This is a genomic window from Pantoea sp. KPR_PJ, from assembly GCF_041386365.1.
Lineage (GTDB): Bacteria > Pseudomonadota > Gammaproteobacteria > Enterobacterales > Enterobacteriaceae > Pantoea.
The window spans coordinates 169,389-184,185 of the sequence record NZ_JABMIK010000004.1 but is presented as its reverse complement, the minus strand read 5'-3'; the positions used below and the strand labels follow the sequence as shown (position 1 = coordinate 184,185).

The following is a 14,797-nucleotide window of genomic DNA, read 5'->3' as shown; positions in this document are numbered from 1 at the left end:
AATGAATGCCGTCGTGATCCTCTGTACTGCGCCGGATGAGGCCTGTGCGCACCGGCTCGCTGCGCAGGCGCTGGAAACCAGGCTCGCTGCCTGCGTAACGCTGCTGCCGGGTGCCACCTCGCTCTATGTCTGGCAGGGCAAACTTGAGCAGGCCAGTGAAGTCCAGCTGCTGCTAAAAAGCGATACGACACATCAGCAGGCGCTAATCGATTTACTCAAGCGCGAACATCCTTACGACGTGCCCGAACTGCTGGCACTTCCGGTTCAACATGGAGACAGTGAATACTTGTCATGGCTGCACGCATCTCTTGCCTGATCGCCGTTATGCTGGCGCTGTTTATCACGCTGCCGGCTCAGGCCTCAATTTTCTCTTCAAGCGCCACCGGTGGTTTTGTCCCTGTGGATCAGGCGTTTGCCTTTGATTTTACTCAGCAGGACAATCAGCTTCGGCTCGACTGGAAAGTTAAACAGGGCTACTACCTTTACCGACAGCAGATCCGTATCACTGCACAGCAGGCGCAGCTCGCGCCGGTGGTGCTGCCGCAGGGACAGCCGCATGAGGATGAGTTTTACGGTAAAAGTGAAATCTATCCGCAGGATCTCAGCGTGCCAGTGCAGCTACAGCAGGCGGCCAAAGGCGCCACCCTGAGCGTGACCTATCAGGGCTGTGCCGCAGCAGGTTTCTGTTATCCGCCGGAGACGCGCACCATTCCACTCTCGGCGGTAAACGCCAGCGCGCGCGTGCCAGCCGTCAGCGTACAGCCTGCCCCGGCCGCGCCGCTGCCCTTCTCGCCGCTCTGGGCGCTGCTGATTGGCGTTGGCGTCGCGTTTACCCCCTGCGTGTTACCCATGTATCCCCTTATTGCCGGGATCATTCTTGGCGGTCAGCGCAGCGGCTCGCTGCTGCGGCTGTTTAGCCTTGCCCTCATCTATGTTCTGGGTATGGCGCTGACCTACACGCTGCTGGGCGTGGTGGTGGCAGCGGCTGGCCTGCGCTTTCAGGCGGCGCTACAGCACCCCGTTGTCCTTGTCGGACTGTCGCTGGTTTTCATTCTGCTGGCACTCTCAATGTTTGGCCTGTTTCAGCTCCAGCTTCCCGCCAGCGTTCAGACCCGTCTGACATTGTGGAGCAACCGCCAGCAGGGAGGATCGCTACCCGGTGTCTTTTTGATGGGGACGCTGGCAGGGTTGATCTGCTCGCCCTGCACCACCGCCCCGCTCAGCGCCATCCTGCTCTATATCGCTCAGAGCGGTAATCTCTGGACCGGCGCAGGCACGCTATGGCTCTATGCCATGGGCATGGGCTTACCGCTGATTGTGGTGACGATGTTTGGCAACCGGCTGTTGCCGAAAAGTGGCCCCTGGATGCAGACGGTAAAACAGGGGTTTGGCTTCATTATCCTGGCGCTGCCGGTCTTTTTACTGGAGCGCGTACTGGGCGATACGTGGGGAATGCGGTTATGGAGCGGTCTGGGTATTGCCTTTTTCGCCTGGGCATTTTGCCTCAGCCTGCGTGGCCACGGCGGCAAATGGCGGCTGGTGCAAATTATTATGCTGGCCGCAGCGCTGCTCAGCGCGCGTCCATTGCAGGAGTGGGTCTGGCGCGCACCGGTGGCGTCACAGACGGCGGCAGCGCTCTCCTTCCAGCGTATTGCCTCGGTAGCGCAGCTCGATGCGGCCCTCCGGCAGGCCAATGGTCGCGTCACCATGGTCGATCTCTACGCTGACTGGTGCGTGGCATGTAAAGAGTTCGAAAAATATACCTTTAGCGATGCGGGCGTTCATCAGGCGCTGGGCAATTTGCAGCGGTTGCAGGCCAATGTCACGGCAAACAGTGCAACCGATAATGCCCTGTTACAGCATCTTCAGGTGCTTGGCCTGCCGACCATCCTGTTTTTTGATGCGCAGGGCCATGAGATCCCCGATTCGCGCGTTACCGGCTTCCTCAATGCAGAAGATTTTCGTGCGCATTTGCAGAATCGAGTGCACTAAACGACACTGAGTAACTCCGCGAGAGGCGGAATAGCAAAGAGAGGAGACGTCACTTGCAGCGTGAACAGATACTCGAGCATGCGTTAAACGTGCTCGAAAAAAATGGACTGGCGGCGACGACGTCATTGCAACAGCTGGCGGGCGACAGTGAACTGGCGCTGGCAGAGCTTGAACAATTCTGGCCTGACCGTGACGCCCTGCTTTACGATGCGCTGCGCTATCACGGTCAGCAGGTGGATACCTGGCGGCGCCAGGTTCTGCTCAGCGAGGCGCTGGACGGCGAGCAGAAGCTGCTGGCGCGCTATCAGGTGCTGAGTGAGCAGGTACAGAAAGGACGCTATCCGGGCTGCCTGTTTATTGCCGCCTGCAGCTTTTATCCGCAGCCGGACCAGCCGGTGCACCAGATTGCTGAACAGCAAAAACAGGCCTCCTGGCACTTTACCCATCGCATCCTGGTCGAGCTGGGTCTGGACAACCCCGCCATGGTGGCGGATCAGCTGGAGCTTATTCTTGAGGGCTGCCTCAGCAAGCTGCTGGTGAAGCGGAATGTCCAGGATGTGGCGACCGCAAAACGGCTGGCAGAAGATGTTCTGCGCATTGCGTTATGCCGCGCCAACGGAGCACTGGCATAGCATTTTGCCGCTTCTGACTGAAAATCAGGCAATCAGTCACGTTTTCCAGGTTTTTTACCGTAAAGGCGTTGACGCGAAGCGGCCATTACGGTTTAATGCGCCCCGTTGCCCGAATAGCTCAGTCGGTAGAGCAGGGGATTGAAAATCCCCGTGTCCCTGGTTCGATTCCGGGTTCGGGCACCAAAATTTGAAACCCTCGCTTCGGCGGGGGTTTTTGCTTTTGAGCAATCCCCGTTCATCGAACCGGTTCGATGACTTCGCCGCGTCCTTGTGGCGCGCATGTCCGTTAATGCGCAGCCTGAGAGTTTCCCTACTGTTTATCCATCATATCCCTGATAAGAGCTTCTGTTTTCTCGAATGAGGCGAATACATTCTCCACCGTCTTCTCCTTGTCCACTGCGTCAGGGATAAGGCCGGCATATTTATCCCGCGGATTATCTCCACGCAGCCATTCGGCAGGGAAATCTGACATTTTTTTCCCCCCCTCAATATAACGGAATACCTGGCCTGCTTCGGTTCTGCTGTTATAAGGAATAATGTTACGGCCATCATGATCTTTCAGTCCTTCAAAGAGCTTCTGGCGCAAAGCAATTTTGGCTTCAGTCAGGTTCTTGTCTCTGGACTCAATAAGATTGTGTTTCTCATACGGGTCTTCCTGTATGTCGTACAATTCTTCCTTGTCCCATACACCATAATATTGAATATACTTGTACTGGGGTGTCCTGATGGCAAAAGTCGTTGGCGTGTAGGGGAAGTTATATTCCCAGAAATATTCATAGACAAAATAGTTTTTGCGGCCGGGAAGATCGGTGCGATCGGTCCCTAGCCTAAGAAAACTGTCGCCGTCGTAATTCTGCGGTTTTTTTATCCCTGCTGCATCAAGAAATGTCGGGGCGACATCAATATTCGCCACAACATCCTTCACCACCTTACCTTTGCCAAATCCAGGCCCAGAGGCGATAAGCGGTACGCGCATGGACTCTTCATAAGCGGTGCGTTTATCGATCAGCCCATGCTCGCCAAACATAAACCCATTATCGCCCATAACCATGACGATAGTGTTTTTATCCAGACCATTCTGCTTCAGCCACGCCTGTACCCGCCCTACGCTGTCATCCACCGAGCGAAGCGTTTCGTAATAATCTCGCTGGAACTGCTGCATATCCATTTTTTTATTGTAGGGATAGTCGACGCCGTGCCAGCTGTTACGCTGGTTTTTGACCCACATTGGCTTACCTTTGTAATTTTCCGGCGTATCATCGTAGGTATCAGGTAAAGGAAAGCTCACGCCGCTCAGGGTACCTTTATATTTTATGGCTGGATAAAAATCCGCATGCACGCCTTTATGCGACAGATAAACCATAAACGGCTTATTCTTGTCGATGTGATTGAGCCAGTCGACAGCATAATCCGTTAGCTCATCAGTAATATAGCCTTTCTGTGGCGTCAGCTTACCGTCAACATTAAGCATTGCCGGTTGGCCATACATATTTATCGGATAGTAATCGCCCTGGCCCAGCAGGCCCACCCAGCGATCAAAACCGGCAAATCCCGCAGTAGCGGTTTTATCCGCGCCACCAAAATGCCATTTGCCAAAAAATCCAGTCTGATAACCCGCTTTGCGTAGCTCTTCAGGAAAATAATGTAAGCGAGACAAATCGGAAGGATTGTTGTCCGACACGCCGTGGTTGTGCGCGTACATCCCTGTCAGTATGCTGGCGCGACTCGGCGAACAGAGTGAGGTGGTGACAAAGGCGTTTTGAAAATAAGTGCCGTTATGGGCAATTTCGTCCATATGCGGCGTTTTAATACGAGGATTAAGAAAACCAAAAGCATCGTAGCGCTGGTCGTCAACCAGAATATAGACAATATTGGGACGTGTGGCTACCGCATGACTTCCTGCCTGCTGGGGCGTATCCGCCGCATATGACGCTGGGATAAACATCTGGGCAAAACATAGCGCGACCGCGCTGAGTGTAAGCTTATGCATTTTATTTTCCTTTGCTGAAGTCATCAGAAACAAGAGGCAGATCGATAAAAAGAAAAAACCCGACAGCGAACAAGAAGCTTTCTTCCTCTTCGCTGTCGGGTTTCGCCTTTTACAGTCACGATCCGCTATGAATGCATCATGATAAAACCGCTTTTTTATTCAACTCTGATGACTTATTTTTGTGACACCAGGCATAAAAAATCACCAGTTACGGATCACGTTATTCATACTGACAAGCAAAATATTTCTGTAAATAAAAAATGACTGAAATCAATAAAATGCTCATATTCTATTGCCTGTCCTCATAGACATGCGTAATTTCCGCTATGCTGCTTCCTGAACAAAGTTGACTTCCATGCGGCATATTAGGATTTTTATTGTTGAATATTCATTCCAGACTAGACAATATGTGACTTTCTTTAAGCCAGGGAGAGGATAATGGTCGGTTTTATTGAAAACTTTCAGCTTATGGCAAAGCCTACCGGCTCGGTGTGCAATATAGATTGTACTTACTGCTTTTATCTGGAAAAAGAACATCTTTATCCTGAGCGCAAAAATCGCTGGAAGATGGACAGCCATACCCTGGAGAATTATATCCGAAAAAATATTCGCGCACAGAAGGCGGCGGTGGTTGATTTTATCTGGCAGGGAGGCGAACCTACCCTCGCCGGCCTCGATTTCTTCCGTAAAGCCATCTCATTGCAAAAGAAATATGCCGGCAATAAGCGCATCAATAATTTTTTTCAGACTAACGGTACAAATATCGATGATGAATGGGCCATATTTCTGAAAGAAAACAATTTTCTGGGCGGATTATCGATCGATGGCGATCGTAACTGCAACGATGCATACCGCCTTACCCGCGCCGGTAAAAGTACCTATGATGCTGTCATTAAAGGGTTAGAAATATTAAAACGTTATCAGGTCGAATTTAATACTCTGACCGTCGTCAATGTGGAAAACGTTAAACATCCGCTGGATATTTATAACTTCCTCAAGCGTATTGGCAGTCGTTACATGCAGTTTATTCCTTTAGTAGAACGGCGCGCTTCCGTTACTGATGCGAATGGTCTGCAGCTGATTCAGCCAGATTATCCCGGTCAGTGCAGCGTCACAAAATGGTCTGTCTCAGCCAAAGCCTGGGGTATCTTTCTCAATACCCTTTTCGACTACTGGATCATGAATGATCTCGGCAAAGTATTCATAATGAATTTTGAGCAGACAATGGCGCGAATGGCCGGTCAACCCAGCGCCTGCGTCATCAGCGAAACATGCGGCGCTAATCTTATCGTTGAAGCCAACGGCGATCTCTACTCCTGCGACCATTTTGTTTATCCCGAACATAAGCTGGGTAATATTAATTCCGATGAACTTTCAGAACGGGTCAACTCTGCCCAAAACAGATCATTCGGCCAGAAAAAACTTAAAAACATCAGTAAAGAATGCCTGGACTGTGCTGTACGCCCCTTCTGTAACGGTGGCTGCCCTAAACACCGTTTCAATATTTCCAGGGATGGAAAACCTAATAAAAACTATTTCTGCGAAGGTTTTTCCCTCTACCTGCATCATACGCTACCTGTCATGCAGCATTTATTACGGCTAATGCAACAGGGCGTTTCTCTGGCAAACGCAAAAAAGACAATAAAGAAAGCACACTACCAGAAAAAAGCCTGAACGTTATTTAGTCGCATTTTCTGTTGTTAATTCTCTGCATGAATAACAGCAAATGCGTTCATTTCCACCATACTTCTGCCTGAACGCCAACGGTAAACTGCTCACTCTTTTTATCAGCAAATCTGAAATGACTAATACCGTTATTATCTGTCTTCATGAAAGTACCATAGAAACGAATTTCTGGACGTGATGTAAGAATACTGGTATCAACTTTAATAGCGTGATAAGGCGTTATTTTATATCCTGATTCATGGTATTGCGTATCATCGACTCTGTTTTTCTGGTTAAACCAACCCAGCTCCAAACCTGATTGATTACTGTTGTTCCAGATATAAGCAGGACGAACTACTGCACGTATCGTATTGAAATCAGTATGCGCGCCGGTATCATAACTGTAAATGTCGTTACCCAAGGCCCATACCATAGCGTGAGCCATTATTATTTTTTCAGACAGATAGTTCTCCCCCTGAGAAATGATTCGATATGCCTTACCGTTGCTATGCTCACCATAATATTCACCGGTACCATTATTGCTGTAAGAGGGATTGGCGCCTGAAAGGCGAGCAAAGCCACTTGCTATCGAGTTATTAGCCCCTTGTAAGGTTAATTCGTTAAATTCGCCGCCTTTGAAATTTTGACGCAGGATTAACCCGGCGAGCCAGGAGTCTTTAAGGCTGTAATAGCTGCCGTCATCTTCGTTTCTGTGGTTGCTTTCTGTTTCGTTCGGCAGGGTATAGCGGCCGGAAACTTCCAGCAGGGCGTTATGCCACAAAGGAATATTTTTATAGCGGATCTCCGCGCTGTTGGTATTCACCTGCTGTGATTTTCCTGAAGAGGCATAATCTACCGCATGGGCATTAACGTCTTCACGAACCAGCGACAGGTTCAGCTTGCCAGGGCCAGCTTCCCAGCCCTCAATCCCTAAACCAGAATCAGCATCTGTACGATGACTTTTCCAGTCGAGCATCTGAATTTCATATTTCTGCAAAGCATGTTTGCCCACCCAGAAATCAGCCTCTGGCGCGAAAGGCAGAAAGCCTCTGGTCGTCAAATAAATATCGGAAAACTGCAAAACGTTCTCCGAATCCTTGTCAAACCAGCCGCTGCTATACTGCTGACCAACATTACCGTCGAGCATGATCACAGCTTTCGCTACCTTACCGCTATGGTCATCTTATACCTTTTGCGACAGCTGCAGGTCAAACCAGGCTCCATTCTCCTGACCGAAACGTCCCAGCGAACCGATGGCATATGACTTCGGCGCTCCCCGGTTACCGGTAGACCAGCCGCTGCGGAAATAGCCTGAATATTCGAAACCAATATCATCCTTAATATATTTCCCTAAATCCTTTAACGTTACAAATGACGTAGCTGTGGTTACATTATTTTTTGCGGCGTCACTGACAGAAACCCGTGTCTCGCTGGTTAATTTATTCTGACCTTCACTGCTGGAAGGCTTGTTACTGACTACTGCTGGTGGGATTTTCCCCGGTGTTGTGTCATAAAATGATTTATAATGTCGTAACTCTTCTCTGACGGTCTGTAGCTCTTTATTATTCCGCGCCAGCTCTTTTTCAAGTAACGCCAGCCGTTGTTCAACAGAGACTTTTTCCGCCGTAGCATGAGAGGATACAGAAACCGTAGCCATTAATAATGCCACGAATTTACATATATATTTATTATTCATAAGAGGTATTATTTTAGTAAATCCATTTTTTATAGTTAAAGGCATCGTCTGCGGCTGATGCCTTCAGTTTCCATTAAACACCGGGTAGTTATTGATACCCTTTTGGCAGAATTAACCGTCAAGCGACGCGCCGTTTGTCGCAATCACCTCTTTATACCAGTAGAAACTTTTTTTGCGGCGGCGCGCCAGCGTGCCCTTTCCGCTGTCATCGCGATCGACATAAATAAAGCCATAGCGCTTGGAGAGTTCGGCACGCGATGCACTGACCAGGTCAATGGGGCCCCAGCAGGTATAGCCTATGATGTCGACCCCGTCGTCGATAGCTTCACGCACCTGAACCAGATGGTCGTTCAGATAGCGAATACGGTAATCATCCTGCACAACGCCTTCTGCATCGGGCTTATCGTTTGCCCCTAAACCATTTTCGACGATGAACAGCGGTTTCTGATAGCGATCCCACAACATGTTGAGTAGCGTGCGCAAACCCAGCGGATCGATCTGCCAGCCCCACTCCGAGCTAATCAGGTGAGGATTCGGTACCATACTCAACACATTACCGCGTGCCTGCTTGTTCAGCGCCTCATCGGCGGTGACACACCCGGTCATGTAGTAGCTGAATGACACAAAATCGACCGTTGATTTCAGCGCTTCGCGATCGGCTTCGGTAATGGCTATCTGGATCTGGTTATCGCGGAAGTAGCGCAGCATATAGCCGGGATAGACGCCACGACACTGAACATCGCCAAAGAACTGCCAGCTGCGGTTCTCCTGCAGCGTTTTCAGGACATCTTCCGGTTTACAGGTCAGAGGATACATCAGACCGCCCAGCAGCATATTGCCAATGCGGGCATCCGGAATCATCTCATGGCAGGCTTTCACCACTCTGGCACTCGCCACCAGCTGATGATGGATAGCCTGATAGATTTCACTTTTACTGCTGCCTTCAGGCAACCCCACGCCGGTTAAGGGCGCGTGTAAAGACATGTTAATTTCGTTAAAGGTCAGCCATAGCTTGACCTTCTCTTTGTAACGGGCAAACAGCGTACGCGCATATCGCTCAAAGAAAGTAATGGTTTGACGGTTGCCCCAGCCGCCATAGTGTTTAACCAGCCCCCAGGGCATTTCATAATGGGACAAGGTGACCAACGGTGTGATGCCATGTGCAGCCAGTTCATCAAAGAGTCGATCATAAAAGGCGAGGCCCGCTTCGTTTGGCTGTGACTCATCACCGTCTGGAAAAATACGCGTCCAGGCAACAGAGACGCGTAAACAGCTAAAGCCCATTTCAGCAAACAGTTTGATGTCTTCCGGGTAGCGGTGATAGAAGTCGATAGCAACATCCTTAAGACTGCTGTCGCCCGGCACACGCTCCACCACCGGGCCGAAGATACCCTGTGGCTGCATATCCGAGGTAGACAGCCCTTTGCCCTCCTCCAGGTATGCCCCCTCCACCTGATTCGCCGCAAATGCGCCGCCCCATAAAAAATCCTTCGGGAAAGTCTTCATCACGTTCTCCTGTTATTAATGACTGACGCTAAGTAATGGCGCACCGGCCTTAATGGAGGCTGCCGTAACGGACACGACCTCACGGTACTCGTCGCTGTTACTGACGATAACGGGTGTCGTCAGGCTGTATCCGGCCTCAATAATTTGCTGACGATCGAACTCCAGCAGCACATCACCCGGCTGCACTTTGTCACCCACCTTCACGCGCGCAATAAATGGCCTGCCGTCGAGCTTCACCGTATCGATCCCGACATGAATGAGTATTTCAATACCGCTGTTGCTGAGCAGGCCAATGGCGTGTCGGGTCTGAAACAGGGAGGCGACTTCGCCAGCAAAGGGAGCCGTCACCCGGTTATCTGAGGGAATAATGGCGACGCCTTTACCCAGCAGGCCGCTGGCAAACGTGGAGTCGGGCACCTGGTCGAGAGGCAGAAGCGTGCCGGTCATGGGAGAGAGCACCTCATCATCACCTGTCGTCACTGCCACCGCGCTTTTTTGTACGGGGAGGTTTTTCATACCGGCCAGCAGCGTCAGCACAAAGCTCAGTATCAGCGCGGTCAGGCTGCCGATAGCGCCCCCCCATAGCGTGCTGTCGATACCCTCAGGTGGGATCATCTGGGCAAGGGTAAAGACGTTGGCAAAACCAAATGAGTAAACCTGTGTATGGCTGAAGCCGACAATGGCACCGCCGATAGCCCCTGCCACGCAGCCAAAAATAAATGGACGGCGCAGCGGCAGGTTAACGCCATACACCGCCGGTTCGGTGATGCCAAAAATAGCGGCCATTGTGGAAGAACCTGCCAGCATCTTCTGGCGCGCATCGCGAGTGCGCAGAAAGATCCCGAACGCTGCACCCACCTGACCAAATACCGAGGGCAGCAGCATTGGCAACATAGAGTCATGTCCCAGCATCGCAAGATTGTTAATCATCAGCGGGATAAATCCCCAGTGCAGGCCAAAGATGACGCAAACCTGCCACAGCGCGCCTGTCGCAGCGCCCGCCAGCCAGGGGGCCAGCACGTAAACCCACTGGTAGCCGTTCGCCAGCATCTGGCTCAGCCAGGTGGCGAGCGGGCCAATGACCAGGAAGGTCAGCGGCACGGTGACACCTAAACAGATCAGCGGCGCAAAGAAATTTTTCATCGACGACGGCAGCAGCCTGGTGCTCTGTTTTTCCAGCCAGCAACTCACCCAGGCGGCGAGAATAATGGGAATAACTGACGCGCTGTAATTGAACCAGGTGACTGGAATGCCAAGAAACACGTCCGCAACGCCGTCAGGCTGCTGGCTGGCGTTAAAGGCGGCGATCATCACTGGGTGAGTAAGCGCTCCACCGATCACCAGGGTGATAAAGGGATTACCGCCAAATTTTTTTCCGGCGGTATAGCCCAGCACCAGTGGCAAAAAGAAGAACAGCGCGTCGCTTGCGGCAAACCAGATTTTATAGGTGCCGCTCTCGGTCGTGAGCCAGCCGCACACCACCGCCAGCGCCAGCAGCCCTTTCAAAATACCTGAAGCCGCCAGCACGCCAATAAAGGGGGTAAAAATGGCTGAGACTATGTCGATCAGGCGGCTCAGCAGAGTGCCCCTGTGCCCCTTTTCCTCCACGGCCGGAGCGTCATCCGTCAGCCCTGCCTGATGACGCACCGCCTGCCAGACGGCATGAACGTGGTTGCCAATCACCACCTGAAACTGGCCACCGCTTTCAACCACCATAATCACACCCGGATGCTGCTTCAGTGCTTCAGCATCCGCTTTGTGATTATCTTTCAGTTTAAAGCGGAGCCGGGTCGCGCAGTGTACGAGACTCAGGATGTTCTCTTTTCCACCCACATGGCGAAGAATCTCTTTTGCAACAGCCTGATATTCCATCTCAATTTCCTTTCATCTGATGCCCGCAGGCACCCGTTGACTGAGCCCAAAAACAAAAAAACCCGAGAATGGCCTCCTTTCGGTGGCCACGCTCAGGTTTTGCCTGCGTGATGCAGTAACAATCCCGTTCAGGGCTTAATGCCCTTCTTTTTTTACTCGCTCAATATGGAGAGTGAGGAACATAATCTCTTCAGTGGTCAGCTCTCGCTGATAGCGTTGACTCAGGTGCTGCGCAATTTTTTCGGCACATTTCCAGGCTTTTGCGTAATTATCCTTCACCGCTATGTGCAGCGACACATCATCATCTTTTACCTGGGTTCGGGTCAGTATCCGCTGGGCAAAAAATTTCAGATGGATAACAAAACGCTGGTAGTTGAGCGACTCCTCGTCATACTCGAGACGCAGCTGATATTTTACCAGTTGCAGGATCTCCTGCATCAGCCGGGTCACATCCATTACTTCCGGCATTTCGCTGTTCAGCTGCGCGGTCACCAGGTGCAGTGCGATAAATCCGGCTTCATCCTCTGGCAGTTCGACATGCAGGCGTCTGGCAATAATGGCTCGTGCTTCATGACCTAACTCAAACTCTTTGGGATAGAGACGCTTGATATCCCAGAGCAGGACGTTTTTGATGGCCATCCCTTTTTTCTGGCGCTCAATCGCAAAATAGCAATGGTCGGTCAGGGTAATATAAACACTGTCATGCAGCGTTCCCAGTCGCTGTGCCGCCAGCCTGATAATCATGTCGCAGGTGGTCATCACCTCAAGTGGAATCTGATTCAGCAGTTCCCCTAACCGACCTGACAGCTCATCATTTTGTAGCGCAAACACCTTTTCAATCAGTGAGGTATCAAGCGCGTCGCCAGTCTGTTTCTGATAGCCCAACCCGCGGCCCATTATTACCTGCTCGCGCCCGTGCTCATCCTGAACAACCACCACATTGTTATTAAGAATTTTGGTGATATTCATCTGGACCCCAAAAACAAAAAAACCTGACGTCCGACACGGGTCGGAAAATCAGGTTTTGCCTGCTCAAGCAGTAACAATCCGTTGCGGTCACCTTATCAAATTAATGCGAACTCACAATGAGTTAAGGATGAAAACGTGAGGTATATCGCCATTATGTTCCCTCCCCCGGATGGCGCATGAGGCCCTGAAGAAAGATTTCATGCGTATCTGACGATGATTAGTCCAGACGCATCCAGTCGCAAAGCTGGCTAAGCATTTGCATGCAGCGTTCAAGCTGCTCTACCGCAACAAATTCATCCGCTTTATGCCCCTGCGCCATACTGCCCGGCCCGCAGACCAGAGTGGCGATCCCCGCCTCATCAAACAGCCCTCCTTCGGTGCCAAAGGCCACGGTAGAAAACGCCTCGCTGCCGCACCAGTCGGCCAGCCAGCGCGCAAAGTCGCTTTGCGGATCGGTTAATAACCCGGGATAGGCGCTCAGCGGCTGAAAACTGATCGCGCTCTCCGGGGCTTTTTCCTGCATAGCGGGCAACAACTGATGGCGTGCAAAGGCTTCAATACTTTCCAGCACGCCCTCTGTGTCTGCGCCCGGCAGCGTACGCAGCTCAAAATCAAACTGACAATCCTGCGGCACAATATTAAGTGCCGCCCCGCCCTGAATGGTACCGACCTGTAAGGTGCTGAAGGGCGGATCAAAGCGCGGGTCCTGCGTCTGCTGTAGCGCTTCACTGACGCGGGTGATATGGCTAATCAGTTTTGCCGCCTGCTCAATCGCATTGACGCCAGATGGCGCATAGGCTGAGTGGCAGGCGTGACCACGCAGCTGGCAGCGCATCGCCACTTTACCTTTATGGCCGTAAACCGGGGCCATATTAGTGGGTTCGCCGATGATGCAAAGCGCGGGCTTCTCCGGCGATGCCCTGAGATGCGCCACCAGCGAGCGCACGCCGAGGCAGCCTGCCTCCTCATCATAAGAGAACGCCAGGTGCAGCGGCATCCGTAACGGCTGCGCTAAAAAGCGATCCAGCGACGCCAGCACGCAGGCGATAAATCCTTTCATATCGGCGCTGCCACGCCCATAACAGCGGCCGTCCCGCTCGGTGAGTGAAAAAGGCGGCACCGTCCAGCGCTGCCCGTCAACCGGCACCACGTCGGTGTGCCCGGAGAGCAGCACGCCGCCGTCACCAGCCGGTCCGAGCCTCGCATAGAGGTTCGCTTTGCGCCCGTCGTCGCTGTAAAGCAGCGTAGACGCCACGCCGCGCCCGGCAAGAAGGGTACGAATAAAGTCGATCAGCGCCAGGTTCGATTCGCGGCTGGTGGTGTCAAACGCCAGCAGCGAGGCGAGCTGCGCGCGCAGGTCGCTATTCATCGCCGGGTACGCCGTAGCTCGGTGCTTCACGCGGGTCGAGTGCGCGCGTTACGTAGGCTTCCATCTGAGGCTCATAGGCCTGCCACAGGCGCGACAGCTCGCCAACCGGATCCGCATCAGCCCAGTCGACGCGCAGATCGACCAGAGGCCAGGTATAGTCGTCGACCACCTTCACCGCAGCAGAGTGCACCGGCCCGGCTTCGCCTCCGCGCGCAATTCCCGCCTGAAGCGCCGTAATCAGTCGACTGGTCAGCTCGCCGGATGAGTCAGCAAACGCCGAAATCATCGCGTCGATAACCGCCTTATCCGCCAGCATGTTGCCCGCCGCCACGCAGTTTTCACCCTGCGCCACGTGCCAGACGCCCAGCGTGTGGCTGCCGCTGAAGTGTGCAATCTCACCGGCAGAATCAATGACCGTCAGCTGGCGATAGTCGCTAAAGCGGTCCTCCGCCAGCGCCAGCGTAAGCGCCTGCTGCGCAGACGCACCCGTCTCCAGCTGCGCCAGCACCTGCTGTCCCAGCGCAGGCAGCGTAATGTTCTGGCTGGAGACCGCGCCCGTTCCCGCCTGAAGCCAGGGACAGCGCGCCCCTACCGCAATGCTGGAAGAGCTGATGGCAATGCCCAGCTGGCCGCTCTCCGGGCAGCGTGCGCTAATGGAAAGGGTCATAACGCCTCCTTGCTCTGCCAGTCATCCGGGATCACGGCAATAACATCAATCTCCATCAGCCACTGCGGCTGCGCCAGCGCCGACACCACCAGGCCAGTCGAGATGGGAAAGACACCCTTCAGCCACTTGCCAACCTCCAGATAGACCGGCTCGCGAAAGCGCGGGTCTGTGATATAGGTGGTGGTTTTGACGATATGCGACAGATCGCTGCCCGCTTCTTCCAGCAGCTGTTTTACATTCTTCATCGCCTGCGCCGCCTGCACGCCCGGCTCGCCCAGTCCAACGAGGTTGCCGTCAAAGTCGGTGCCGACCTGACCGCGCACGTAGACGGTATTGCCCGCGCGCACGGCCTGGCAGAGATCGTTATCAAGCGCCTGATTGGGATAGGTCTCTTTTGTGTTGAACATACGAATACGGGTATGAGTTGGCATGCCAAAGC

Annotated in this window: 11 protein-coding genes, 1 tRNA gene and 1 pseudogene; 5 read left to right on the top strand and 8 right to left on the bottom strand. The window is 52.7% G+C overall.

Annotated elements, in window-relative coordinates; genetic code table 11:
* Nucleotide 1 precedes the first annotated feature (1 nt).
* From cutA to HP564_RS11365, 4 genes are all read left to right on the top strand, one after another.
* Nucleotides 2-316: a divalent cation tolerance protein CutA gene (gene cutA, locus HP564_RS11380; RefSeq protein ID WP_371243064.1), complete on the top strand. Its 315-nt coding sequence runs from the start codon at nucleotides 2-4 to the stop codon at nucleotides 314-316.
* Nucleotides 292-1,992, top strand: coding sequence for a protein-disulfide reductase DsbD (locus tag HP564_RS11375; RefSeq protein ID WP_371243062.1), 1,701 nt, complete (start codon nucleotides 292-294; stop codon nucleotides 1,990-1,992). The genes cutA and HP564_RS11375 overlap by 25 nt, the downstream gene beginning before the upstream one ends.
* 53 nt (nucleotides 1,993-2,045) lie before the next feature.
* A complete protein-coding gene (locus HP564_RS11370; protein ID WP_371243060.1) occupies nucleotides 2,046-2,624 on the top strand; it encodes a transcriptional regulator in 579 nt (192 codons plus the stop codon).
* A 107-nt stretch (nucleotides 2,625-2,731) separates the two neighbouring features.
* Nucleotides 2,732-2,807 (top strand) — tRNA-Phe (locus HP564_RS11365).
* A 127-nt stretch (nucleotides 2,808-2,934) separates the two neighbouring features.
* Here HP564_RS11365 and HP564_RS11360 read toward each other — a convergent pair.
* Entirely contained in the window at nucleotides 2,935-4,614 is a 1,680-nt protein-coding gene (locus HP564_RS11360; protein WP_371243058.1) for a sulfatase, read from the bottom strand.
* Nucleotides 4,615-5,052: 438 nt separating this feature from the next.
* Here HP564_RS11360 and HP564_RS11355 point away from each other — a divergent pair, with 438 nt between their 5' ends.
* The gene (locus HP564_RS11355; protein ID WP_371243056.1) at nucleotides 5,053-6,288 is read left to right on the top strand and encodes an anaerobic sulfatase maturase; all 1,236 of its coding nucleotides are present in this window, start codon (nucleotides 5,053-5,055) and stop codon (nucleotides 6,286-6,288) included.
* A gap of 58 nt (nucleotides 6,289-6,346) precedes the next feature.
* On the opposite strand, the pseudogene HP564_RS11350 reads toward HP564_RS11355, so the two are convergent.
* The 7 genes and pseudogenes from HP564_RS11350 to HP564_RS11320 all read right to left on the bottom strand — a co-directional run bounded on the left by HP564_RS11350 (nucleotide 6,347) and on the right by HP564_RS11320 (nucleotide 14,789).
* Nucleotides 6,347-7,975: pseudogene (locus tag HP564_RS11350) on the bottom strand (carbohydrate porin).
* 111 nt (nucleotides 7,976-8,086) lie between these two features.
* Nucleotides 8,087-9,481 carry a glycoside hydrolase family 1 protein gene (locus HP564_RS11345; RefSeq protein WP_371243054.1) on the bottom strand — a complete coding sequence of 465 codons (1,395 nt, stop codon included), beginning with the start codon at nucleotides 9,479-9,481 and terminating at the stop codon, nucleotides 8,087-8,089.
* Nucleotides 9,482-9,496: 15 nt separating this feature from the next.
* Entirely contained in the window at nucleotides 9,497-11,353 is a 1,857-nt protein-coding gene (gene bglF / locus HP564_RS11340) for a PTS beta-glucoside transporter subunit IIABC (protein WP_371243051.1), read from the bottom strand.
* A 135-nt stretch (nucleotides 11,354-11,488) separates the two neighbouring features.
* Nucleotides 11,489-12,322 carry a BglG family transcription antiterminator LicT gene (licT, locus tag HP564_RS11335; RefSeq protein WP_371243049.1) on the bottom strand — a complete coding sequence of 278 codons (834 nt, stop codon included), beginning with the start codon at nucleotides 12,320-12,322 and terminating at the stop codon, nucleotides 11,489-11,491.
* 217 nt (nucleotides 12,323-12,539) lie between these two features.
* Nucleotides 12,540-13,691, bottom strand: a complete 1,152-nt coding sequence (gene argE / locus HP564_RS11330; protein WP_371243047.1) for an acetylornithine deacetylase — start codon at nucleotides 13,689-13,691, stop codon at nucleotides 12,540-12,542.
* The gene (locus HP564_RS11325; protein WP_371243045.1) at nucleotides 13,684-14,358 is read right to left on the bottom strand and encodes a DUF1028 domain-containing protein; all 675 of its coding nucleotides are present in this window, start codon (nucleotides 14,356-14,358) and stop codon (nucleotides 13,684-13,686) included. Before HP564_RS11325 ends, argE begins: the two co-directional genes overlap by 8 nt.
* A complete protein-coding gene (locus tag HP564_RS11320) occupies nucleotides 14,355-14,789 on the bottom strand; it encodes a RidA family protein (protein ID WP_371243042.1) in 435 nt (144 codons plus the stop codon). Before HP564_RS11320 ends, HP564_RS11325 begins: the two co-directional genes overlap by 4 nt.
* Nucleotides 14,790-14,797: the final 8 nt, after the last annotated feature.

Bases quoted from the DNA above. Each gene is read 5' to 3' on its own strand.
- cutA (WP_371243064.1), top strand. From the start codon at position 2: ATGAATGCCGTCGTGATCCTCTGTACTGCGCCGGATGAGGCCTGTGCG.
- HP564_RS11375 (WP_371243062.1), top strand. From the start codon at position 292: ATGGCTGCACGCATCTCTTGCCTGATCGCCGTTATGCTGGCGCTGTTT.
- HP564_RS11360 (WP_371243058.1), bottom strand. From the start codon at position 4,614: ATGCATAAGCTTACACTCAGCGCGGTCGCGCTATGTTTTGCCCAGATG.
- HP564_RS11355 (WP_371243056.1), top strand. From the start codon at position 5,053: ATGGTCGGTTTTATTGAAAACTTTCAGCTTATGGCAAAGCCTACCGGC.
- HP564_RS11345 (WP_371243054.1), bottom strand. From the start codon at position 9,481: ATGAAGACTTTCCCGAAGGATTTTTTATGGGGCGGCGCATTTGCGGCG.
- bglF (WP_371243051.1), bottom strand. From the start codon at position 11,353: ATGGAATATCAGGCTGTTGCAAAAGAGATTCTTCGCCATGTGGGTGGA.
- licT (WP_371243049.1), bottom strand. From the start codon at position 12,322: ATGAATATCACCAAAATTCTTAATAACAATGTGGTGGTTGTTCAGGAT.
- argE (WP_371243047.1), bottom strand. From the start codon at position 13,691: ATGAATAGCGACCTGCGCGCGCAGCTCGCCTCGCTGCTGGCGTTTGAC.
- HP564_RS11325 (WP_371243045.1), bottom strand. From the start codon at position 14,358: ATGACCCTTTCCATTAGCGCACGCTGCCCGGAGAGCGGCCAGCTGGGC.
- HP564_RS11320 (WP_371243042.1), bottom strand. From the start codon at position 14,789: ATGCCAACTCATACCCGTATTCGTATGTTCAACACAAAAGAGACCTAT.